General features: G+C 32.5%; 21 protein-coding genes and 1 other RNA gene. 15 read left to right on the forward strand and 7 right to left on the reverse strand.

The window, feature by feature from the left end; genetic code table 11:
• Positions 1-49: 49 nt before the first annotated feature.
• Entirely contained in the window at positions 50-1,087 is a 1,038-nt protein-coding gene (locus tag ACFX5F_RS10670) for a formimidoylglutamase (protein ID WP_379852027.1), read from the reverse strand.
• Positions 1,088-1,187: 100 nt separating this feature from the next.
• On the opposite strand from ACFX5F_RS10670, the gene ACFX5F_RS10675 reads away from it, so the two are divergent.
• The gene (locus tag ACFX5F_RS10675; RefSeq protein ID WP_379852028.1) at positions 1,188-2,072 is read left to right on the forward strand and encodes a DUF8428 domain-containing protein; all 885 of its coding nucleotides are present in this window, start codon (positions 1,188-1,190) and stop codon (positions 2,070-2,072) included.
• Positions 2,073-2,120: 48 nt separating this feature from the next.
• Here ACFX5F_RS10675 and hutI read toward each other — a convergent pair whose 3' ends face one another.
• Together hutI and ACFX5F_RS10685 are read right to left on the reverse strand one after the other, a co-directional pair.
• Complete coding sequence (hutI, locus tag ACFX5F_RS10680) at positions 2,121-3,359, reverse strand: imidazolonepropionase (RefSeq protein WP_379852029.1); 1,239 nt, start codon at positions 3,357-3,359, stop codon at positions 2,121-2,123.
• An 11-nt stretch (positions 3,360-3,370) separates the two neighbouring features.
• Complete coding sequence (locus ACFX5F_RS10685; RefSeq protein WP_379852030.1) at positions 3,371-4,420, reverse strand: glutaminyl-peptide cyclotransferase; 1,050 nt, start codon at positions 4,418-4,420, stop codon at positions 3,371-3,373.
• Between the two features lie 88 nt (positions 4,421-4,508).
• Here ACFX5F_RS10685 and ffs point away from each other — a divergent pair.
• From ffs to fsa, 3 genes are all read left to right on the forward strand, one after another.
• An RNA gene (gene ffs / locus ACFX5F_RS10690) (signal recognition particle sRNA small type) lies at positions 4,509-4,606 on the forward strand.
• A gap of 113 nt (positions 4,607-4,719) precedes the next feature.
• Positions 4,720-5,523, forward strand: a complete 804-nt coding sequence (locus ACFX5F_RS10695; RefSeq protein WP_379852031.1) for an SDR family oxidoreductase — start codon at positions 4,720-4,722, stop codon at positions 5,521-5,523.
• Positions 5,524-5,650: 127 nt separating this feature from the next.
• Positions 5,651-6,307, forward strand: coding sequence for a fructose-6-phosphate aldolase (fsa, locus tag ACFX5F_RS10700; protein ID WP_035672771.1), 657 nt, complete (start codon positions 5,651-5,653; stop codon positions 6,305-6,307).
• A 120-nt stretch (positions 6,308-6,427) separates the two neighbouring features.
• On the opposite strand, the gene ACFX5F_RS10705 is transcribed toward fsa, so the two are convergent.
• Both ACFX5F_RS10705 and ACFX5F_RS10710 read right to left on the reverse strand, forming a co-directional pair.
• Positions 6,428-8,089 (reverse strand): MFS transporter, encoded by a 1,662-nt coding sequence (locus tag ACFX5F_RS10705; RefSeq protein ID WP_379852032.1) that lies wholly within the window; start codon positions 8,087-8,089, stop codon positions 6,428-6,430.
• A gap of 191 nt (positions 8,090-8,280) precedes the next feature.
• On the reverse strand, positions 8,281-8,982 hold the full coding sequence (locus tag ACFX5F_RS10710; protein ID WP_379852033.1) for a LytR/AlgR family response regulator transcription factor: 702 nt from the start codon (positions 8,980-8,982) through the stop codon (positions 8,281-8,283).
• 501 nt (positions 8,983-9,483) lie between these two features.
• Between ACFX5F_RS10710 and nagB the strand changes: the two genes are divergently transcribed.
• The 3 genes from nagB (at position 9,484) to ACFX5F_RS10725 (ending at position 15,275) form a co-directional block, all read left to right on the forward strand.
• A complete protein-coding gene (gene nagB / locus ACFX5F_RS10715; protein WP_379852034.1) occupies positions 9,484-11,421 on the forward strand; it encodes a glucosamine-6-phosphate deaminase in 1,938 nt (645 codons plus the stop codon).
• 18 nt (positions 11,422-11,439) lie between these two features.
• On the forward strand, positions 11,440-13,467 hold the full coding sequence (locus ACFX5F_RS10720) for a beta-N-acetylhexosaminidase (protein WP_379852035.1): 2,028 nt from the start codon (positions 11,440-11,442) through the stop codon (positions 13,465-13,467).
• A gap of 188 nt (positions 13,468-13,655) precedes the next feature.
• On the forward strand, positions 13,656-15,275 hold the full coding sequence (locus ACFX5F_RS10725) for an ABC-F family ATP-binding cassette domain-containing protein (protein ID WP_379852036.1): 1,620 nt from the start codon (positions 13,656-13,658) through the stop codon (positions 15,273-15,275).
• Positions 15,276-15,380: 105 nt separating this feature from the next.
• Here ACFX5F_RS10725 and ACFX5F_RS10730 read toward each other — a convergent pair whose 3' ends face one another.
• Complete coding sequence (locus ACFX5F_RS10730; protein ID WP_379852037.1) at positions 15,381-15,554, reverse strand: hypothetical protein; 174 nt, start codon at positions 15,552-15,554, stop codon at positions 15,381-15,383.
• Positions 15,555-15,757: 203 nt separating this feature from the next.
• Between ACFX5F_RS10730 and ACFX5F_RS10735 the strand changes: the two genes are divergently transcribed.
• From ACFX5F_RS10735 to ACFX5F_RS10770, 8 genes are all read left to right on the forward strand, one after another.
• Positions 15,758-16,945 (forward strand): DUF418 domain-containing protein, encoded by a 1,188-nt coding sequence (locus ACFX5F_RS10735; protein ID WP_379852038.1) that lies wholly within the window; start codon positions 15,758-15,760, stop codon positions 16,943-16,945.
• Between the two features lie 82 nt (positions 16,946-17,027).
• A complete protein-coding gene (pyrR, locus tag ACFX5F_RS10740; RefSeq protein WP_379852039.1) occupies positions 17,028-17,567 on the forward strand; it encodes a bifunctional pyr operon transcriptional regulator/uracil phosphoribosyltransferase PyrR in 540 nt (179 codons plus the stop codon).
• Positions 17,568-17,620: 53 nt separating this feature from the next.
• The gene (locus tag ACFX5F_RS10745) at positions 17,621-18,547 is read left to right on the forward strand and encodes an aspartate carbamoyltransferase catalytic subunit (RefSeq protein ID WP_073205870.1); all 927 of its coding nucleotides are present in this window, start codon (positions 17,621-17,623) and stop codon (positions 18,545-18,547) included.
• A 73-nt stretch (positions 18,548-18,620) separates the two neighbouring features.
• The gene (locus tag ACFX5F_RS10750; RefSeq protein WP_379852040.1) at positions 18,621-18,953 is read left to right on the forward strand and encodes a ribonuclease Z; all 333 of its coding nucleotides are present in this window, start codon (positions 18,621-18,623) and stop codon (positions 18,951-18,953) included.
• Between the two features lie 74 nt (positions 18,954-19,027).
• Complete coding sequence (locus tag ACFX5F_RS10755) at positions 19,028-19,933, forward strand: ribonuclease Z (RefSeq protein ID WP_379852041.1); 906 nt, start codon at positions 19,028-19,030, stop codon at positions 19,931-19,933.
• A gap of 57 nt (positions 19,934-19,990) precedes the next feature.
• A complete protein-coding gene (gene pdxH / locus ACFX5F_RS10760) occupies positions 19,991-20,635 on the forward strand; it encodes a pyridoxamine 5'-phosphate oxidase (RefSeq protein ID WP_379852042.1) in 645 nt (214 codons plus the stop codon).
• A gap of 166 nt (positions 20,636-20,801) precedes the next feature.
• Positions 20,802-21,305: a CAP domain-containing protein gene (locus tag ACFX5F_RS10765; protein WP_379852043.1), complete on the forward strand. Its 504-nt coding sequence runs from the start codon at positions 20,802-20,804 to the stop codon at positions 21,303-21,305.
• A gap of 414 nt (positions 21,306-21,719) precedes the next feature.
• A complete protein-coding gene (locus ACFX5F_RS10770; protein ID WP_379852044.1) occupies positions 21,720-22,220 on the forward strand; it encodes a CAP domain-containing protein in 501 nt (166 codons plus the stop codon).
• A 62-nt stretch (positions 22,221-22,282) separates the two neighbouring features.
• Here the strand turns inward: ACFX5F_RS10770 and ACFX5F_RS10775 are convergent.
• On the reverse strand, positions 22,283-23,453 hold a 1,171-nt coding region (locus ACFX5F_RS10775; protein WP_379852045.1), incomplete at its 5' end, for an OmpA family protein.

Genomic DNA, 23,453 nt, shown 5'->3' on the forward strand with positions numbered 1-23,453 from the left:
GATTAGGTAAATATGGGTTATGTGTTTAAGTAATTTGTAGCATAAACAGTTATGCAATCTGCTGATTCGATTTGATAAAATCAGTAACGAGATAACCAATAAGTTTTCCAATTAAATGATTGTTTTTATCTTCTCCCAGATCCGGTGCACCTTCACAAATATGTAAATAGGTAGCATTTTTATATTTTGCAAAAAAGGAAATGAATTGTCGCAGTTGTTCAACAGAGAAACCGCTCATCGTCATTGCGCTGCAAGCTATGTTGGGAATAGCATCCAAGTCAATTTCGATGCCGTAGAAGTCATCATTTATGAATTCTAAAGCTTGTTCCATTTCTTGGTTAAACTCTTTTTCTCGTCTAATGTTGATACTGTCATACGTATTGTAACGCACCCGATCTTCAATTTTTTTAATTATATCAAGAACGCTTTTAGAGGTATAGTTTTCGTGTAAACCAAAAATAAAATATTTTTTCAGAAAACCTTCTTCATAAGCATAGGAAAAACCATTACCACTGTGTCGTCCTTCTAAAATTCTAAAATCGGAGTGGGCATCAAAGTTTATTGCATTTACAGATTTACCTTTGGCCAGAGCCGATCCTTTAATATTCCCGTAAGAATTATTGTGTCCACCACCAATGATTATTGGGGTTTTTCCTAATTTTACAATATTAAAAATTATATGAGATACATCTTTATCTATTTGCTCTACCAGTTGACTTAGTTTGGCCCGGTCATCAATGTCATTAAAATCTAAATTTTCAACTTCCTTCATTTCTTTGCTGACCTCTAATTGGCCTAAAACGATTAGTTGATTTCCTTTGCAAAACCGATTGTGCTGAATATTAGCAATGCTTTTTATTGCACTTTCCCACGCAGATGCCGCTCCTGGTCGCCCAAAATTAGCGCGTATGCCAATATCTTCCGGGATTCCAAATAATACATATTTAGCGTCAGAAGCTTTAAGAAAATCTAATGCATCGTTATCTTTCGGTATTGTTATCATTTTCTCTCCAAATTTTATTTCGCCACTTCTGTGGTTGGTAATTTTAGCAAGATCATTGATTGTAAAAGGGGTAATCTTTTCCATTTTAAGAAAATGTTTTTTCCAAAAATACTATAATTGTGTTAACTTACGTTAAATGGTAGTTATATATTGTTAAATTTGTAAAAAATAAATTAAATAGAATATGGAAAATCAAAAAAGCAGTTCAAGTCTAAAAGCGATTATTGCAGTTTTAGCAGTTTTATTAGTGGGAAGTTTAGTATATATTTTTAAAATGACTTCTGATACTGATGTTGTTAAGACTGAATTAAAAACCACATTAACTGAAAAAGAGTCCGTCATGAAAGATTTGCAGGAATTAAAATCTACTTATGATGCTGCAATTTCAGAAAACACTTCAATGTCTGATGAGTTAACTCAAGAGAGAGATAAAGTGGTAAACTTGATGAATGATCTTAGTAAATCAAAAGGAGATGTGGCTTCATTAGCAAAATACAAAACACAATCAATTGCTTTACAATCAAAAATGAAAGTTTTGATGGCTGAAAATGAAGGGTTGAAAAAACAAAATACAACCTTAACAACACAACGCGATAGCGCAGTAGTTGTAATAGGAGAAGCAAAAAAATCTAATGAAGCACTAGCTGGGCAAAATGAAGAATTATCTAAAGTAGTTGAAAAAGCAGCAAAATTAACTGTTTTGAATACAAGAGGTTCAGCTTATAAATTAAAAAGTTCTGGAAAAGAAGTTGCTACAGACAAAGCAAGTAGAGCGGATGTTCTTAAAATAAGTTTTACTATTGCTGAAAATCAAGTAGCACAATCAGGGACTAAATCTTATTATGTTCAAGTTATTGACAGTAAAAATAATGTTTTAGGAGACAAGAAAACAGAAACTTTTGGTGATAATACTTTGACTTACAGTTTTGTGTCTAATGTTAATTATGAAAACAAAACAGTTGATGTTACAGAGAATTTACGAGGGAAAGACTTTCCAAAAGGAACTTATTTTGTAAATATTTTTGATAAAGATCAATTGGTTTCTAAAACAAGTTTTTCTTTAAAATAATATTTTAAAGGATTCGCATAAAAAAGAGGAACTTCGGTTCCTCTTTTTTTATGCGATTATTTCTCCTTCTAGAATTACAATATCAATTAGATTACTCCCAAAAGCATAAGGTAATTGATAATAGGAGGGAATAGGTTTTGTAATAATCAGATTGGCTTTTTTGCCAATGGTTATACTTCCGTGCGTTTCAGAAACTCCCATTGCGTAAGCACCATTAAGTGTGGCCGCGTTGATGGCTTCCTCTGGAGTCATTTTCATTTTTATGCAAGCAGTTGCCACTACAAAATTCATATTTCCTGATGGAGTAGAACCAGGATTATAATCCGTTGCAAGTGCTACTGGAAGTCCCATAGCGATCATTTCTCGCGCTGGAGCATATGGAATACTCAAAAAATAGGAACACGAAGGTAATGCAACAGGCATGGTCTCCGTATTTTTTAAAGCTTCAATATCCTCAGTATTCATAACTTCAAGATGATCTACAGAAAGTGCGTTGTATTTTACTCCAGCCTGAATTCCTCCGATGGAGTTGAACTGATTCACATGAATTTTTGGCTTTAAGCCAAAACGGATTCCAGCTTCCATGATTTGTTCTGCTTCTTCAACTGTAAAATAACCGGTTTCACAGAATGCATCGATGTAATCAGCCAGCTTATTTTTAGCAATTTCAGGAAGCATTTCGTTGATGATTAAGTCGATATATCCTTTATGGTTTTCTTTGTATTCTAATGGAAACGCGTGAGCACCCAAAAAAGTGGCTTTTATAGTCATTGGATAGTTTTGTGCTAAACGTTGAATAACACGAAGCATTTTCAACTCTCCATCAACTGTCAATCCGTATCCTGATTTGATTTCAACTGCACCAGTTCCTAAACGCATTACTTCTTCCAGTCGCGCTTTTGATTGATTGTAAATATCTTCTTCAGTGGTTTCATTCAATTTTTTTGCCGAATTTAAAATTCCGCCGCCACGATTGGCAATTTCTTCATAAGTCAAGCCATTTATTCGATCAACAAATTCCTGTTCTCTGTTGCCTGCATACACAATATGAGTATGACTGTCGCACCAGGAAGGTAAAACCATTTTCCCGTCAGCATCAATACACTTTTCTGGATTGATATTAGGTAAATCCTTCATCGAGCCAAAATCAGAAATAAGCCCATTTTGAATTACCAAATAAGCATTTTTGATTGTTGGGAGAATTGCCATTTCAGCACCAGATACTTTCAAAATTGAAGAATCTCGAACCTGTAGTAATTCCTTGATATTAATGATTAGTGTTATCATTTTTTTAAAAATTACTCTGAAACCGTTATTTCAAACATTTTGTCCCAGTTTTTCCCAGTAACAAAAATGGTTTTAGTTTTTGGGTTGTAAGCGATACCGTTTAAATAATCATCTGCAGTTGCATTTATTAATTTTCGCAAACCTGCGAGGTTTAAAATTCCTTCTACCGCACCATTGTTAGGATTTACAACGGCAATCGCATCTTTTTGCCATACATTGGTATAAATTTTACCGTTAATCCATTCTAATTCATTGACAGATTTTATTTTAGAATCTCCAGAATACACGTTAATATAATCAATCATTTTTTGAGTGTTTGGATCCATTTTCCAAATTTTCTCCGTTTTGTCCGTTTGATAAATGTATTTCCCGTCATTTGTCATTCCCCAACCTTCAATATCTTTATCATATGTAAAAGTTTTTTCTAGTTTTAATGTTTTTGCATCGTAAATAAAACCTGTTTTTTCTTGCCAAGTCAGTTGGTACATTTTATCATTTATAAAAGTAATTCCTTCTCCAAAATATTTGGCATCAAGATTAATTTGTTTATAAACTTTTCCTGTTCGATAATCGTATTTTCTAAAGTATGAATTGCCTTTTAATCCGGTGCTTTCATATAGAGTATCTTTATAAAACTCTAATCCTTCGGTAAAAGACGCTGTATCATGAGGGAACGTATTTATAATTTTATAGCTCAATAATTTTGGCGTGACATTGGAAACTAATTCGATCCTAGCAGTAGCTTCTGAGTTTTCGCCTCCAAAATAAACTAAGGCTTTTAAGTTTTGATACCCTAATTTTTGATCTTTCAATCCAAAAGCTACTTTATCAAGATCTTTTTTTGAAGCAATTTTTTCATCATTGACATAGTAAATAATACTATCCACAGCCTTGTCATTTGGGTTTAAAATCCCAATTTGTAGCGACTCTTGAGGCTGATATTGTGTTTTAAATTTAGTATTATCGATGGTAAATATAGAATTTTTGCCTTTTTTTGTATCGTTGCAATTTGCTAACGTAATTCCTAATAAAATGATAGATAGGAAGTTATAATTTTTCATAGTTTAAAATTTTAATAAGCCAATATACAACGTTATTTTATAGGTGCAAAGGTATTGCAAAAATATAAAAAGTATTGTATATTTGCACCGGCAAGTCCTACACGACCAGCTCCTGCAGACTCCCCCAGGATGGGAACATAGCAAGGGTACGTGGTTGAGCGGTGCGATGTAGGTCGCTTGCCATTTTTTTAATCTTCCATTGCGGAAGATTTTTTTTTGAATTATTTCGTACAAAAGTGGTCTTCCTTCGGGAGGATTTTTTTATTTTTGGACCTTTCGTATAACAAACATCAATAAACATGAATAAAGTAGTTCTTATTACAGGAGGTTCGTCGGGAATCGGGAAATCCATAGGTGAATTTTTGCATCATAAGGGTTTTGTTGTTTACGGTACCAGCAGAAATCCGGAACGCGTTTTAAATTCGGTTTTTCTTTTGGTGGCCTTAGATGTTCGGGATACGGATTCGATTCATGCGGCTGTAGCCAAAGTAATTGCGATCTCCGGAAGATTGGATGTTGTAATCAATAATGCTGGTGTTGGAATTACCGGACCATTGGAAGAAATTCCAATGCATGAAATCAAAAATAATTTTGAGACTAATTTTTTTGGACCAATTGAAGTGATGAAAGCGGTGTTGCCACAAATGCGTCAACAGCAATCTGGTCTTATTATTAATATTACTTCTATTGCCGGATATATGGGTTTGCCTTACAGAAGTATTTATTCGGCTTCAAAAGGAGCTCTTGAAATAATTACAGAAGCTTTACGAATGGAAGTAAAACCATTTGGAGTTCATATTACGAATGTTGCACCAGGAGATTTTGCGACTAATATTGCTGCGGGACGTTTTCATGCTCCTTTAATTAAAGGTTCTGCTTATGAAATTCCGTATGGGAATACCCTTAAAACAATGGATGAACATGTGGATAGCGGTAGTAATCCAAATGAAATGGCTGAAGCGGTTTATAAGATTATTCAAACTCCTGAACCTAAAATTCATTACAAAGTAGGGGCTTTTATGCAAAAGTTCTCTATTGTTCTTAAAAGAGTCTTACCAGATAAAGTATATGAAAAAATGCTAATGAACCATTATAAGTTGTAATTTTGCACCAAATTTGCGTGAAGGATTGTAGCGGCATCCCTCGCTTTTTAGCGAGGATACAGCGAAAAGCCTGACCCTTGTGGTCACGCCCAAATAAAAAACACACACAATTAAATATATAAATACTATGAAATTTTTTATTGACACGGCTAATTTAGCTCAAATTAAGGAAGCGCAAGCATTAGGCGTTTTGGATGGAGTTACTACAAATCCATCATTGATGGCAAAAGAAGGAATTACTGGGAAAAACAGTATTTTGAAGCATTATGTAGATATTTGTAATCTAGTTGATGGGGATGTAAGTGCTGAAGTGAATGCTTTAGATTACGACGGGATGATTAAAGAAGGAGAAGAATTAGCTGATTTGCACGATCAAATCGTTGTAAAATTGCCTATGACTAAAGAAGGAGTTATGGCTGCTAAATATTTCTCGGATAAAGGAATAAAAACGAATGTAACTTTAGTATTCTCTGCAGGACAGGCTTTATTGGCTGCTAAAGCGGGCGCTACTTATGTTTCTCCGTTTATTGGTCGTTTAGATGATGTATCTACTGATGGTTTGGCTTTGATTGAAGAAATCAGATTGATTTACGATAACTACGGTTATGAAACTCAAATTCTTGCTGCATCTGTTCGTCATACAATGCACATTGTAAACTGTGCTAAAATTGGTGCTGATGTTATGACTGGGCCACTTTCTGCAATTTACGGTTTATTGAAACATCCTTTGACAGATATTGGATTGGCTCAGTTTGTTGCTGATTTCGAAAAAGGTAATAAATAGATTTAATGCAAATTAACGATTTCTGATTTGAGATTTCGATATAAACAGAAACTCCCATTATGCTTAGCAAAATGGGAGTTTTTTTTGGTTTGGTTTTTTGGTCTGTTGTTCTATTAAAAATTAGTGTCCTCCACCAACTTCTATTTCATGTCCAATTCCTTGTTTTTCTAATATTCCAATCACTTTCCAACCATAGAATGCTATAAAAGCGAAACATAAAACAGGAATAAAATAAGAATCGTGAATCCCAATAATATCAGATATTTTTCCTTGTAATGGTGGGATAATTCCACCGCCTAAAATCATCATTACTAAAAAGGCAGAACCTTGAGAAGTATATTTTCCTAAACCAGCAATTGCCAATGAGAAAATAGATGGCCACATAATACTTAAAAACAAACCACCACTCATAAAAGCATAAATTGCTGTTGTTCCGGTAGTGAATAAACCAATTAGCATTGCTGTCATTCCCATTAATCCAAAAATCATTAATGTTCTTGATGGATGATCTTTTCCTAAAAAGAAACCTGCGATTTGGAACAAAATTACGAATGCATAACCGTATAATGGTGTAACATCTTGGCCAGAGATTGCATTAGCAGCTAATACTACTCCAAAAGCTAAGTATGGAATTACGATAAGTAAAATTTTCTTTAATTGAGAAGATGGATTAAACACTGAAATTGCTCCTGCCCAACGACCAATCATTAAACTTCCCCAATACATTGACATGTATGGTGCTAATGAAGGACCTGCAATTTTACCAAAAGTATCCGTTTCTAATAATGATCCAAGATTACTTCCAATGGTTACTTCGACACCTACATAAGTAAAGAGCGCTAACATTCCCAAAACTAATTGTGGGTATTTCATTGCTCCCCATCCTTCAGGATTTTTTTGTGCTGTGGTATTAGCGAATAATAACCCTATAACCACAACTAATAATGTTGCAACTGTCAATCCTAAACCTAAATAATCCTTTTCTTTATTGTCAATAAAACGAGTGATGAACTCTTGATCTTCATATCGAGAGAATATATAAGCAAATATTGCTACTAAAATTACCGTAATTGCTATAAGCGTTTTCATTGCCTTGCTTGCAGGTTCAAAAGTAGAATCACTTTTACCGGATGGTAATTTTTTTGAAAAATAGAATAAGGCGGCAGCCAATAAGAATAAACCTCCAACAAATACATAAAGTATTCTCATGGAATCTAATGAATCTTCTTTTTGAGCAAATTCTTCAATGCTGACACCGGAAATAACTCCAAATAAGGCAAAAGAAACAACTATTGGTCCTATTGTGGTTCCAAGTGAATTGATTCCACCAGCTAAGTTTAAACGGTTTGATGCTGTATGAGCTTCTCCTAACGAAGCTGCAAAGGGTTGTGCGGAAGTTTGTTGTAAAGAAAAACCTAAAGCTACTATGAATAAAGCACCAAGAATGAATAAATAACTTCCTTGAGATACGGCCAAAATCATTAATAAAGCTCCAAAAGTACTTACTAATAATCCGTTGATAATTCCTTTTTTGAAACCCCAAGCATTTAGAATGTCATTTTTTGCTAAGCTACTAAAAATGAAAAGCAGTAACGCTCCAATATAATAAGCCCCGTAAAAAGCAAAATCGATAAGCTGGCTTTGGAACTGGTCTAAACCAAATTTAGCTTTACAAAAAGGGATGAAAACACCATTTGATGCTCCAATAAATCCCCAAAAGAAGAATACTGTAATTAAGGTATAAAGAGCCGAATTATTCGACTTCGTCTGTTCTGAATTCATAATTTTTTTTGGTTTTTTAGTTTAATTTTTTGTTTTTTTTGCAGTAAGATGGTAAATATATTTGTTAAGTAAATTAAAAAAAAATTATTTAGAATAAATATTCTTAAAATTATAGAATAATCACGTTTTATTAAAAAATGATGCTTTTTTTTTATTTTTTTACGCTTTCAAGTAAAATATTCAAATGACTTCTATTCTAAAATTTTACTTTTTACATCTTTGCTGTAATTTCGTCCTATGGGCAAAGTGTAAGAAAGTATTTGAATTCGGTTTCCTTCTATAGATTTTATCTTGTCTATTGCAATGATAAACGATTTATGAATTCTTACAAATCGATCCGCTGGTAATTCGTCTGATAAGGAAGTTAATGATTTGTGTGTAATATAAGTTTTATCGCTCGTCACGACCTTAATGTATTCTTTCATTCCTTCGATAAAAAGAATTTCATCTAATGTTATTTTTATCATTTTCTTATCTACTTTGATAAAAATATGGGGTTCAATCCGATGCGCTTCAATTTTTGTGTTATTTTTTAAATTGATTTCAGTTGTAATTCTATTGATACATTTAATGAATCTCGGTAAAGGGATTGGCTTTAATAAATAGTCCAATACATCTAATTCATAACTTTCGGCAGCAAATTCCCTAAAGGCTGTGGTGATTACAATTTTAGTTTTATACTCAATTAATCGAATCAATTCAAAACCAGTCATCATAGGCATGTTGATGTCGAGAAATACGGCATCTACACTATTGTTATTGATAAACTCCAGTGCTTCCAGTGCATTGCTAAATTTGCCAATAATTTCAAAATCCGCAAAATTGGTAAAATAATTCTGAAGGACTTTTATAGCTAATGGTTCATCATCTACTAAAACACATTTAATCTTCATTAGGAATAGGTATTTGTAAAGAGATGATATAATATTTGAACTTTACTTTATGTTCGAAAGGGAATTGCTTTTTGAAAATTAATTTCAACCGCTTCTTAGTCTTTATTATACCAATACCTTTTTTGTTTTTGTATGTGGTGAAAGTACAAAATAATTCAGAATTTCAAAACTCATGGTACTTCCGTTAATGGCCTAACAATTAATCTTTATTTTTAGGTTGCCATTATTTAAATAGAAAACACTTGTTTACGAAAATCAATAATTTGAAATCAGCAAAAATCAACGCATTCATTTGTCGTTTTTTAAAACGCATTGTTGATAAAAAAATGTCGTTGGTTGAATATTAGGTGCTGTTGGTATAAATTATTTTTTCTAAAATCACGTTAAAGCTATATTTACATGAAAAGAATAAAATAGTGTCCAACCTAAATGCATTCCGGAGCGTTTACACCATTTAAAAAAATGCATATCTTTATAAATTAGAATTAAAACAGAATAAAAATGAAAAGTGCTTTAGAAATTAAACCAGACATCAGCTATAAAAGTGCCGGTAAATTCGAAGAAACTAGATTTGAAAAAATTCACAATGAAATTTTCAAAAACTCAACAGAAGCCTCTGTAATTGTAGCGCAGGAAATTGCTGAATTGATTAAATCAAAAGAAAAGCAAAATAAATCTTGTGTTCTTGGTTTAGCTACTGGTTCTTCGCCTATAAAGGTATATGAAGAACTTGTTAGAATGCATAGAGAAGAGGGACTTAGTTTTAGTAATGTTATCACTTTTAATCTGGATGAATATTATCCAATGACTAAAGAGAACAATCAGAGCTATCATTATTTTATGAATCAGCATCTTTTTAATCATATTGATATTAAACCTGAAAACATACATATTCCAGACGGAACTGTAGCCATTGAAGAGCTGAATCAATATTGTATTGATTATGAAATGAATATTAAAAATGCTGGCGGACTTGATTTTCAATTATTAGGTATTGGTCGTACGGGTCACGTAGGGTTCAATGAACCAGGATCCCATATCAACTCGGGCACTCGCATAATTACTTTGGATCACATTACAAGAGTCGATGCTTCATCTGATTTTAATGGGATTGACAATGTTCCTAAAAGAGCAATTACCATGGGAGTTTCAACTATTCTAAGATCTAAAAGAATTGTATTAATGGCTTGGGGCCAAAACAAAGCAGATATAATAAAAAGAACAATTCAAGGCGATATTAGCTCTGAAGTTCCTGCGACATTTTTGCAAAATCATGCTAATGCTACGTTCGTTTTAGATCAATCGGCAGCTTCGGAATTAACCCGTTTTAAAACACCGTGGTTAGTGGGCGAATGTATTTGGACTCAAGAGTTAAAAAGCAAAGCAATTGTTTGGCTGTGTCAAAGTACCAATCAATCTATTTTGAAATTGACCGACAGAGATTACAATAATAACGGAATGTCTGATCTTTTAGCATTAGAAGGTTCCGCTTACGACTTGAATATAAATATGTTCAATGTATTGCAGCACACCATAACCGGATGGCCAGGAGGTAAACCTAATACTGATGATTCCCATAGACCGGAAAGGGCTAATCCTGATAAGAAAAGAGTGATCCTTTTTAGTCCGCATCCTGATGATGATGTGATTTCTATGGGAGGAACTTTTTCTAAATTAATAAAACAAGGACACGATGTTCATGTGGTTTATCAGACCTCTGGAAACATTGCAGTAACAGATGATGAAGCTTTGAAATTTGCTGAGGTTTGTAATGATTTCATTGGAGATGCTAAAACTAAAATGAATTTTCAAGCGGTTATAGATTTTTTAAATAATAAATCAGAAAATGAAGTCGATACAGTTGAGGCTAGAAAATTGAAAGGATTGATTAGACGCCGAGAGTCTTATGCAGCGACAAGATATATTGGATTAAAGGAGGAGAATATTCATTTTCTGGATATGCCATTTTATGAAACAGGACATATAAAAAAAAATCCGTTAGGTCCTGAAGATATTGCAATAGTTCAGGGTATTATCGCAAAAATTAAACCTCATCAGGTTTTTGCGGCAGGAGATTTAGCAGACCCACATGGTACACATGAAGTTTGTCTTAATGCTATATTTGCGGCAATGAAACAATTGAAGCCAGAGAAATACATGAATGATTGCTGGTTGTGGTTGTACCGAGGGGCTTGGCATGAATGGGATATTCATGAAATTGACATGGCCGTACCTTTGAGTCCAGATGAAGTTCTACTAAAAAGACATGCTATTTTATATCACCAATCTCAAAAAGACAGAGTGATGTTTCAGGGAAATGACTCCAGAGAATTTTGGGTAAGAGCAGAAGATAGGAATAAGCATACGGCTAAATTATATGATGATTTAGGTTTAGCGGAATACGAAGCGATTGAAGCTTTTAAGCGTTTTGATTATTAAAAAGAACAATAAAAACATATGAAATACATCTTAATCCTACTGTTTATTCCTTTTTTATCTAATTCACAAATTAAAAAGGAAGAATTAGATCTGATGCCGTGGCCGCAGAATATAAATTTGACCTCAGGAACTTTTACTTTATCTAAAAGTTTTAAATTAAATATTACCGGCAATCCCAACCCTCGAATTTTTGCAGGAGCGACCAATTTTTTGAGAAGATTAGATGGCAGAACTGGATTATTTTTGGAACAGGCTTTTATAACAAAAAACAATGAGGTTCCTGGTGCAGAATTACAAATTAATTGTATTCGAAATGGGAAAGTAGGATTGAATGAAGACGAAAGTTATGCCTTAACGATTTCTTCGAATAAAATAATGATTAATGCAGTAACAGATCTTGGGGCATTGCATGGGTTAGAAACATTATTGCAATTATTGCAAAACACAAGTACTTCGTATTATTTTCCAATGGTTGAAATTACGGATTCTCCAAGATTTACTTGGAGAGGATTAATGATAGATGCAGCAAGGCATTTTCAACCTGTAAATGTTATTAAAAGGAATCTCGATGCAATGGCTTCAATGAAAATGAATGTATTCCATTGGCATTTAGCAGATGATCAAGGTTGGAGAATTGAAATTAAAAAGCATCCTAAATTGACGAAATTAGCTTCAGATGGATATTATTATACTCAGGAGGAAATTAAAACGGTGGTAAAATATGCTTCTGAAAGAGGGATTTTAGTAGTCCCGGAAATAGATGTTCCCGGTCATGGTTCGGCAATATTGACTGCGTATCCAGAAATAGGAAGTAAAGTAAGTAATGAAGTTGCCTATATCGTTGGTAGGAGATCTGGAATTTATACACCAACATTAGATCCGACAAATCCAAAAACGTATCAGTTGTTAGGTGAAATTTTTGATGAGGTTTGTCCCTTGTTTCCAGGAAATTATTTTCATATTGGCGGTGATGAAAATCAAGGGAAAGAATGGGATGAAAATCCTAAAATACAAGAATTTAAGAAAAAAAATGGATTGGCAAATAATCATGAATTGCAGACCTATTTCACAATGAAATTGATTCCAATGTTAAAAAAATATAATAAAGAATTAATGGGGTGGGAAGAAATAATGACAAAAGATATGTCCAAAGAGGCTATTATTCATTCTTGGAAAGGAGCGAATGAAAGTGTTGTTCCAGGAGGCTCTCTTATCGCTGCTGCTAAAAATGGTTACAAAACAGTTTTGTCCAATGGCTATTACATTGATTTGATGCTTAGCATACAAAGTCATTATTTGAACGATCCGATACCAAAAAATATTGTTCTTACTGCTGAGGAAAAAGCAAGAATATTAGGAGGCGAAGCAACAATGTGGAGCGAACTGGTGACGCCTTTGAATATTGACTCCAGAATTTGGCCAAGAACTGCGGCTATTGCTGAAAGATTGTGGTCTAATGAAAATATTAATGATTTGAATAGTTTGCATAAAAGATTGAAAACGATCTCTTTTAGATTGGAAGAATTAGGCATTATGCATCTTAGAAACAAAGAGGTGATTTTAAGAAACATCTGTAATAATCAAGACACAAAAGCATTGAGAGATTTTTCTAATGTTTGTGAACCACTAAAAAATTACAAACGAAATGGAGGAGGAAAAAAATATTTTATGTTTTCTCCACTAACTTTATTTGCTGATGCCTGCACAGTAGATGCTTTTGATGCCTATGATTTTGATATAGCGGTAAACAATTTTTTAGAAAATAAAAATAAAGAAAGTCAAACTTTAGTAACTAATTTTTTTAGAAAATGGATTGCTATGGATGCAGATTTAAATAATTTAAGTGCCAATGCTCCGCTAATTCAACCGCTTCTGCCTTTATCCAAAAATTTAAAGGACATATCCGAAGAACTCTTATTAGTTATAGAAAACAAAAAAACAGTTAACCCTGATGTACTAAATGGTTTATTAGAACAATTTAATTCCAGAAGCCCTGCCGATGTTGAGGTGGCAGTTTTAGCTAGTTTAAAGAAATTAAGTCAGTGATGAATTCCAAAAAATAAGTATTAAAATTAAGCTTGTTTGTTTGTTAATTTTAAAGAAAATATAAGTGTTAACAAGCTTAATTTTCATCGTATTTTTCCAGGACTACTATTTTAATGTTAAGCTATCTACAATTCATAAAAATCAGTATTTTTTTCGTACTTTTGCAAAAATTTTTATAAAAAATATTTATGTTAACAGTTAACAATTTATCAGTTCAGTTTGGCAAACGAATTTTGTTCGATGAAGTAAATACTACCTTCACACATGGTAATATATACGGAGTTATCGGAGCCAACGGTGCTGGAAAATCTACTTTTCTTAAAATAATTGCAGGTGAAATGGATCCTACATCAGGTCATATTCATTTGGAATCCGGAAAACGTATGTCGGTTTTAAACCAAAACCATAATATGTTTGACGAAAGCACCGTACTTGAGACTGTAATGATGGGAAATAAGACATTGTATGCCATCAAAAAAGAAATGGATGCTTTGTATTTAGATTACAATGATAAAAATGCAGATAGAATAGGGGAGTTGCAAGTGCAATTTGAAGAAATGAACGGTTGGAATGCTGATTCTGATGCAGCATCGATGTTGTCAAATCTTGGAATTTCTGAAGAACATCATTATACTTTAATGGGAGATCTTGAGGGTAAAATAAAAGTTCGTGTCCTTTTGGCACAAGCTCTTTTTGGAAATCCTGATTTACTTATTATGGATGAGCCTACCAATGATTTAGATTTTGAAACCATTGCTTGGTTAGAGAATTTCTTGGCAAATTATGAAAATACAGTAATTGTAGTTTCTCACGACAGACACTTTTTAGACTCCGTTTGTACGCATATTTCGGATATTGATTTTAGTAAAATAAATCATTATTCCGGGAATTATACTTTTTGGTATGAATCAAGCCAGTTAGCCGCTAAACAACGTGCGCAACAAAACAAAAAAGCAGAAGAAAAGAAACAGGAATTAGAAGAGTTCATACGTCGTTTTAGTGCGAATGTGGCCAAATCAAAACAAGCTACTTCTCGTAAAAAAATGATTAGTAAGTTGAATATTTCGGATATAAAACCATCAAGCCGTCGTTATCCAGCGATTATTTTTGATCAGGAGCGTGAAGCAGGAGATCAAATTTTGAATGTGCAAAACTTGAGCGCTTCAATTGATGGAGATATTTTGTTTAAAGGAGTTGATTTGAATATGGCTAAAGGTGATAAAATTGTCCTTTTCTCAAAAGATTCACGTGCTACAACTGCTTTTTACGAAATTTTAAATGGAAATCAAAAAGCGGATTCAGGTACTTTTGATTGGGGAGTTACTACAAATCAAGCTTATCTGCCAGTAGAAAATCATTCTTTTTTTGAGAGTGACTATTCTCTTGTGGATTGGTTACGCCAATGGGTAAAAACGGAGGAAGAACGTGATGAGGTTAATATTCGTAGTTTCCTTGGTAAAATGATCTTTTCAGGAGAAGAAGCTTTGAAAACGTGCAGAGTATTATCTGGAGGAGAAAAAGTACGTTGTATGTTGTCTCGAATGATGATGGAGCGTGCAAATGTTTTGATGCTTAATGAACCTACGAATCACTTGGACTTAGAGTCTATTACAGCTTTCAATAATTCATTGAAAAACTTCAAAGGATCTGTAATTTTCACCACTCATGACCATGAATTTTCTCAAACGGTTGCTAATCGTGTTATTGAATTAACACCGAATGGAGCAATAGACCGTTACATGACTTTTGATGACTATCTAGATGATGAAAAAGTTCAAGAATTGAGAATTAAAATGTATACTATTTAAACAGTCGTTTATCTTGATAAAAAAAAACGCCAACTTTTCAGTTGGCGTTTTTTTTAAATAGTGGCTTATCCCTTTGTAGAAGTTGTAAATGCTGATAATATTTAATCATTTCTTACCGAAGACTTTGCTTATAATAAGTACAACAATGGCAATTATAACAACCACAATAAAAACACCAACACCAACACCGGCCTTAAATATACCTTCTATTACTGAACAGCTTGTAAATGAAATTAACACTATCAACAGCATCAATAATCTTGTTATCTTTTTTTTCATGGATTTTTATTTTTTATTTACATAAAGATACAAAATCAATGAATTGATTACTTATATAATTTCTACAGAGTTTTATATAATTTTTCGAATAGTTTATCCCAAAAATCACAAAATGGATGTTTATAAATATTTTTTTTAACTACTATTTATCCAAAAAAATATATTTTTGAGGTTTACTATTTTATTTAACGCATGCCATCATTATGACCAACATTACATTAAACTTAAAATCTCCAAGAATAGAAGTGGTTGATGCGTTGCGCGGTTTTGCCATTATGTCAATTATGTTACTACATAATGTGGAACATTTTGAATATTATTATTTGCCGGAAAATTTTCCAACGTGGCTTGTAGCATTAGATAAAATTGTTTGGGATTCGCTGTTTTTCCTTTTTGGTGGTAAATCCTATGCTATTTTTGCACTACTTTTTGGGTTTAGTTTCTATATTCAAAATGACAATCAAGCTAAAAAAGGAAATGATTTTAGAGGGCGTTTCTTTTGGCGAATGATGCTGTTGTTGGTTTTTGGACTCATTAATACGGCTTTTTATCAAGGTGATATCCTTACTTTATATGCTTTTCTGGGACTTTTGTTGATCCCTGTTGTAAATTGGAGTAATAAAGCGGTGTTTATTACTGCTATTATTTTGATGTTGCAACCTTTGGAATGGGCAAGATGTATTTATTATATTTTGAATCCGGATTATGTGGCTCCTCCTAATTTATCAAATGCCTATTATGAAAGTATAAGTTATTATATGAAACATGGTTCTTTTATGGATTATGTTATTGGAGACTTGACATTAGGAAAAACCGCCTCTTTATTATGGTCATGGGAAAATGGAAGGATTTTCCAAGCTCCGGCTTTATTTATGTTTGGAATGTTATTAGGCAGAAAACAACTTTTTGCAACAACTCTTGCAACGAACCAATTTTGGAGCAAAGTATTACGTTATGCAATTATTTTTTTTATTCCATTATATCTTTTAAAGACCTATATGGTGGATATAGTAACAAGAGCAACGTTATCAAATAAACTTACAATAATCTTTGCATCATGGTCAAATGTTGCATTTATGTTAGTTCTTGTTTCTTCCTTTGTTTTACTGTATCAAAAGGAAGTTGTTAATAAGACTTTATCTATGTTAGTTCCTTTCGGGAAAATGAGTTTGACAAATTATATTATGCAATCCATGATTGGGGCCTTTATTTATTATAGATATGGCCTTGGTCTTTTTGAGTATACTGGAGCAACTTACTGCCTGTTGATAGGAATACTATTGTTTATTAGCCAATTATCGTTCTGTACTTGGTGGCTTAAAACCCATAAGCAGGGACCCTTAGAATATATTTGGCACAAAGCAACATGGATTTCATTCGGTAAAAAATAAGTACATCTATTTTCTCGCTTTATAATTATAAAATCATAAAAGGGAATTCGTATATTTGCGCAACCAAACAACACACTTTAACATGAGTCAAAAAGTATTACTTACTGCAAAAGAAGTTACTATCATATTACATCGTTTGGCCTGTCAGTTAATTGAAAAGCACTTAGATTTTTCAGATACCATTTTGGTGGGGATTCAACCAAGAGGCGTTTTTTTAGCAGAACGTATAAAAGAAATATTAGAAAAAGAATACCAAACTCCTGAAATTCAATTGGGTTACTTGGATATTACCTTTTTTAGAGATGATTTTCGCAGAACCGATAAACCATTGGAAGCAAATAAAACCAAGATTAATTTTATTGTCGAAAATAAAAAAGTCATTTTTATAGATGATGTTTTATTTACGGGACGAAGCATTAGATCAGCCTTGACTGCTATTCAGTCTTTTGGAAGACCTTCTGAAATAGAATTATTGGTTCTAATTGATAGACGTTTCAGTAGAAATTTACCCATACAACCGGATTATAGAGGAAGACAGGTAGATGCCATAAATAACGAAAAAGTGAAAGTGAGTTGGAAAGAAAATGATGGTGAAGATGGCGTGTATTTAATTACAAGTTAGACAACATTATATTTAAAATCTAACTATTAAAAAAATTAATAATCGTAAAAAAAATGAAAGAATTAAGCGTAAATCATTTATTAGGTATAAAATACATTAACAAGAATGATATTGACTTAATATTTGAAACAGCCGATCATTTTAAAGAAGTCATAAACAGACCAATAAAGAAAGTGCCTTCCTTACGAGATATTACAATTGCTAACATTTTCTTCGAAAACAGTACACGAACAAAACTTTCTTTTGAATTAGCACAAAAACGATTATCAGCCGATGTTATTAGCTTTTCAGCAGCACAATCTTCAGTAAAAAAAGGAGAAACACTCATCGATACAGTAAATAATATACTTTCTATGAAAGTGGATATGGTGGTGATGCGACATGCCAATCCTGGAGCAGCTTATTTCTTATCCAAAAACGTAAAAGCAAGTATCGTAAACGCAGGTGACGGAGCACATGAACACCCAACACAAGCTTTATTGGATAGTTATTCAATTAGAGAAAAACTAGGCGAAGTTGCTGGCAAAAAAGTAGTTATTGTGGGTGATGTTTTGCATTCAAGAGTAGCATTATCAAATATATATGCTTTGCAAATGCAGGGTGCAGAAGTGAAAGTTTGCGGACCTAAAACGCTTATACCACGACATATTGAGTCTCTCGGTGTAACTGTTGAGCCTAACTTAAGAAAAGCGCTTGAATGGTGTGACGTTGCTAATATGTTACGTGTTCAAAATGAACGAATGGATGTGAATTATTTTCCCTCAACAAGAGAATATGCGCAACAGTATGGTGTTGATAAAACCTTATTGGATTCGCTCAATAAAGAAATCGTAATCATGCATCCAGGGCCCATTAATCGTGGAGTCGAAATTACAAGTGAAGTGGCTGATTCTCATCAATCTGTGATATTAAACCAGGTAGAAAATGGTGTAGCAATAAGGATGGCAGTTATTTATCTTTTAGCTTCAAAAATTCAGTAATTTCAATTGAAAACTTAGTAACTTAGCTATTCATAAAATTTGCGATTTTGCATTCTCTGAAATTAATAAAAAAATGAAAGTAGATCAAAAAGCCCACACGATAACCATTAGAGACACACAAGGTGATTTTACCTCTTTTTTGATGAAAGTTACACATCAATATAAAACATTTGAAAAGCATAATCTGATTATTGATCTTTTGCTTTATAAAGGCTTTTCTACTGATAATATCAAATCATTTATGCCATTATCCAAACAGCATAAAAAAGCTAAAAAATCATTTGTTATAGTTGCCTCAGATTTTGACTATAATGCAGTTCCAAGCAAATTGACCGTTGTACCTTCTTTATTAGAAGCACATGATATTATTGAAATGGAAGAAATAGAAAGAGATTTAGGTTTTTAAATTAATGGATTCCATTATTTATTTAACCGTTCAATTGATTTACCCCAATACGCAATAACCGAATAAACAAGAAATTGAAACTAACAATACTTGGTTGCTATGCAGCTACACCCAGAACTTTTACGAATCCTACATCTCAGATTTTAGAAATTAAAAACAGACTGTTTTTAATTGATTGTGGAGAAGGTACTCAAGTGCAATTGCGCAAAAACAAAATTCGGTTTTCGAAGATTAATCATATTTTTATTTCGCATTTGCATGGAGATCATTTTTTTGGACTTGTAGGATTAGTGTCTACTTTCACATTATTGAATAGAACAACCGATTTGCATATTTATGGTCCAAAAGGAATTAAAGAAATCATCAAGTTACAATTGCGATTATCCAATTCCTGGACTAATTACGGCTTGTTTTTTCATGAATTAGAATCTGCAGAAGGTGAAGTGATCTTTGAAGATGAAAAGGTTTTGGTGAAAACTATACCATTAAAACATCGTATTTACACCAATGGTTTTTTGTTCCAAGAAAAAATAGGGGCGAGGAAAATTAATTTAGATGCCGTTCAAAATTATGAAATTGATACTTGTTATTATCAAAAAATAAAAAGCGGAAAAGATATTACCCTTCTGGACGGAAGAGTAATTGAAAACGAAAAATTAACTTTTGATCCAGTTCCGGCAAAGAATTATGCTTTTTGTTCTGATACGGCTTATGATGAATCTATAATTCCTATTATTGAAAATATAGATGTTTTATATCATGAATCTACGTTTTTACAATCGGAAGAGAATTTAGCTAAAAAAACACTTCATTCTACGGCAAAAGAAGCGGCAATGATTGCCTTTAAATCTAATGCAAAACAATTAATTCTAGGACATTATTCTACACGATATGAAAATATAACTTTTTTTAAAGAAGAGGCCGAAACTATTTTTCCCGAAGTGCTGTTAGCCGATGATGGAAAAAGTTTTGAGTTTTAAATTTAAAACCTAAATTTATAAAAATTGAATAGTCTAGAATACCAAAAAATATAATATATGGAAGATTTAAGTCATTACCGAAAATCGTATGAAAAGAGCGAGTTATTAGAATCTAATATTCCTAAAGATCCCATTAATCTTTTTAATAGATGGTTTCATGAGGTAGAAGATTTTGGAGGAAATGAAGAAGTCAATGCTATGACTGTTGCTACAATTGGTTTAGATGGATTTCCACGATCAAGAGTTGTACTATTAAAAAAATTCACAGAAGAAGGATTTATATTCTACACTAATTATAATTCAGAAAAGGGGAAGGCAATTGCTCAAAATCCAAAGATATGTCTTTCCTTTTTTTGGCATTCTATGGAACGTCAAGTTATTATAAAAGGAATCGCAAATAAAACTTCAGAAATTACTTCAAACAATTATTTCGAATCCAGACCCGACGGAAGTAAATTAGGGGCTATAGTTTCAAATCAAAGCGAAGTTATTCCCTCGCGTGCTTTTTTGGAAGAAAATTTAAAACAGTTAGAGAATGATTATGAAGGTATTGTAATTCCAAGACCAGAACATTGGGGAGGATTTTTGGTTACTCCTATAGAAGTTGAATTTTGGCAGGGACGACCTAATAGATTGCATGACAGGATTCGATATACAAGTCAAGAAAATTTTGACTGGAAAATTGAACGTTTATCTCCTTAGTGTAAGAAAAACATAGAGTAAATTATTTGATTTGTGTAGTTTGTCGATTTTATTTGGCTCTTATCCGGTAAAATAAGTAGTTTTGAGTATTATTAAAGAATAATATTTTAAATTTTTAAAGAATTTTGACGCCAAAATCTACTTTAAAATTAAACTACTAGGTTTTATGAAATTAAATTTGCTTCGTACATTATTACTTTTTTTAGCGGTGAATACCATGTATTCCTGTTCTTCAGATTCTTCTGCAAATCCAGCATCAAGCACTTCTTCTCCAACAGCAACTAATTATTCTTATAATAGTTCAGAGATTCAAACAATGGATTTAATAAACAACTACAGAGTTAGTATTGGTTTAAATACTCTGCAAAAAATTAATTACATTTCTTTAAAGTCAGAACAGCATGATAATTACATGATTACAAACAATGTTGTTAATCATGATGATTTTGTTGCTCGTTCTCAGGACATAATGAATGTAGTAGGTGCGAAAACTGTTGGTGAGAATGTTGCTTATAATTATAATACAGCACAGGCCGCTTTTGATGCGTGGTTGGCTAGTCCAGGTCATAAAGCAAATATTGAAGGGGATTTTAATCACTTTGGTATTGCAATTAGAATAAATCCTGCAAACGGGGCAAAATATTATACCAATATTTTTGTGAAAATATAAGTTAATTTTTTTAAAAAAAATTAGAGGACGTCTTTTCCCAAAAAGGCGGTCTTTTTTTATAATTACAATTCTGTAATTATGTATCTAGCTAAAGCTTTATCGAAATTTAATATTGGAGTGTATATGAATTACGTTTAACACCTTATGGTCTAGTTATTTGATAAGAAATATTGTATGTAAATTTCCATTTAATTTTCACTTTTGACCTAAGAAGATTACCATTAATAAACTGGTTAATATTTTGTTAATGTAAGAAATATATATGATTATTTTTTTTTATGATGTAGTTCATCGATTTTATTTGGTGTTTTAACGATAAAAAATGTAGTTTTAAATATTATTAGAGCAAAATGTTTGTTAATACATTAAAGAAGTTTGCCCCACAATCTTCTTTAAACTTAAACTACTATTTTTATGAAAAGAAATCTACTTCGTACATTATTGATTGTTTCAATGGTATGCACTTTGAATTCCTGTTCTTCAGATAATGCTTCATCGGCGACAGATGTTTCATCATTAAAAGTAGCAGAATACACATACAATGCAACAGAATTACAAACAATGGAATTGATAAATACTTACAGAGTTAGTGTTGGTTTAAATCCGTTAGAAAAGATCAATCACATGTCGTACAAGTCAGAAGAGCATGACAATTACATGATTGCTAATAACGTAGTGAACCATAATGATTTTGTTGCTCGCTCTGAAAATATAATGAAAGTTTTAGGTGCAAAAACTGTTAGTGAGAATATAGCATATAACTATAGTACCCCTCAAGCTGCGGTAAATGCATGGTTAGCAAGTCCAGGACATAAAGAGAATATCGAAGGTAATTTTACTCATTTTGGAATATCAATTAGAGAGAATCCAACGAATGGTAGAAAATATTACACTAACATTTTCGCAAGAATATAAGTTGAGTTTTTTATTTTGGAATTAGAGGCTGTCTTCCCCAAGTCGCAGCCTCTTTTTAATTTTTACAAAGCAGTAATTATAAACTCGCTTCGTCTGTTCAACTGATGTTCTTCTTCAGTACATTTGACCCCATCAGAACAATTGTTAACTAGTTGATTTTCTCCATATCCTCTTCCGGTTAATCTATTCAAATCGACCCCATTTTTAATCAACCATCCTATAGTAGATGTGACCCTTCTTTGCGATAAAGCCTCATTGTATTTGAATGTTCCACGACTATCTGTATGTGAACGTATATCTAATTTCATAGTTGGATTTTGATTTAAAACATCTAATATTTTCTCTAAATCTAAAGCTGCCTCTTGTCTAATGTTAGATTTATCAAAATCAAAGTAAATCATTTTTATTCCAAAGCACTTACCTAAATCATCACCTATAGTTACTTTACATTTTGCTTTTTCCAATGTTATTGGGAAATATGTTTTTCCATTTGTTTCAGCAATAGTAATTTTCTCTTCCTTTGTGGTGTATTCTGGTTTTTCAGCTCTTATATTATATGTTTTCCTACATTCCACTTTAAAAGTATAATTCCCTTTCTCATCTGAAATAGTCGTGTTAAGAAGATTAAATTGACTATCATACAGACTGATTTTTGCGTCAGGTAGAAGTTCTTTTGTAACAAGATCAGTTATTTCCCCATACAACAGTTGTTCACAAATCAGTCTTTTAGTTTCCAGAAATTTATAAATATCGTCATAACCCTGTCCACCATCTCTATTGGAACTAAAAAAACCTCTTCTTGATTTTGTATCAATCAAATAGGCAAAATCGTCTTTAGGAGAATTTACGTCGGCACCTACATTTTGGATGGGACTGAATGTTCCATCTTCATTTATTTTAGACATAAAAATATCTAATCCTCCGAGGCCCGGATGCCCGTCTGAGGCAAAGTAAATCTCATTTTCATAATTTACAAACGGAAAGGTTTCTCTTCCTTCGGTATTGATTTTATTTCCTAGATTCAGAGGAGTTCCAAAACTGCCATCTTCATTAATTGTCACCTTAAATAAATCAGACTGACCTAATGTTCCGGGCATATCGGAAGCAAAATATAACGTTTTTCCATCGGGACTTAAAGCGGGGTGGGCTGTACTGTAATTATTACTGTCAAAAGGCAATTCAGTTACGTTAGACCATTTATCATTCACCAAACTCGCTTTATATATTTTTATT

It is taken from the genome of Flavobacterium zhoui, from assembly GCF_042787235.1.
Lineage (GTDB): Bacteria > Bacteroidota > Bacteroidia > Flavobacteriales > Flavobacteriaceae > Flavobacterium > Flavobacterium zhoui.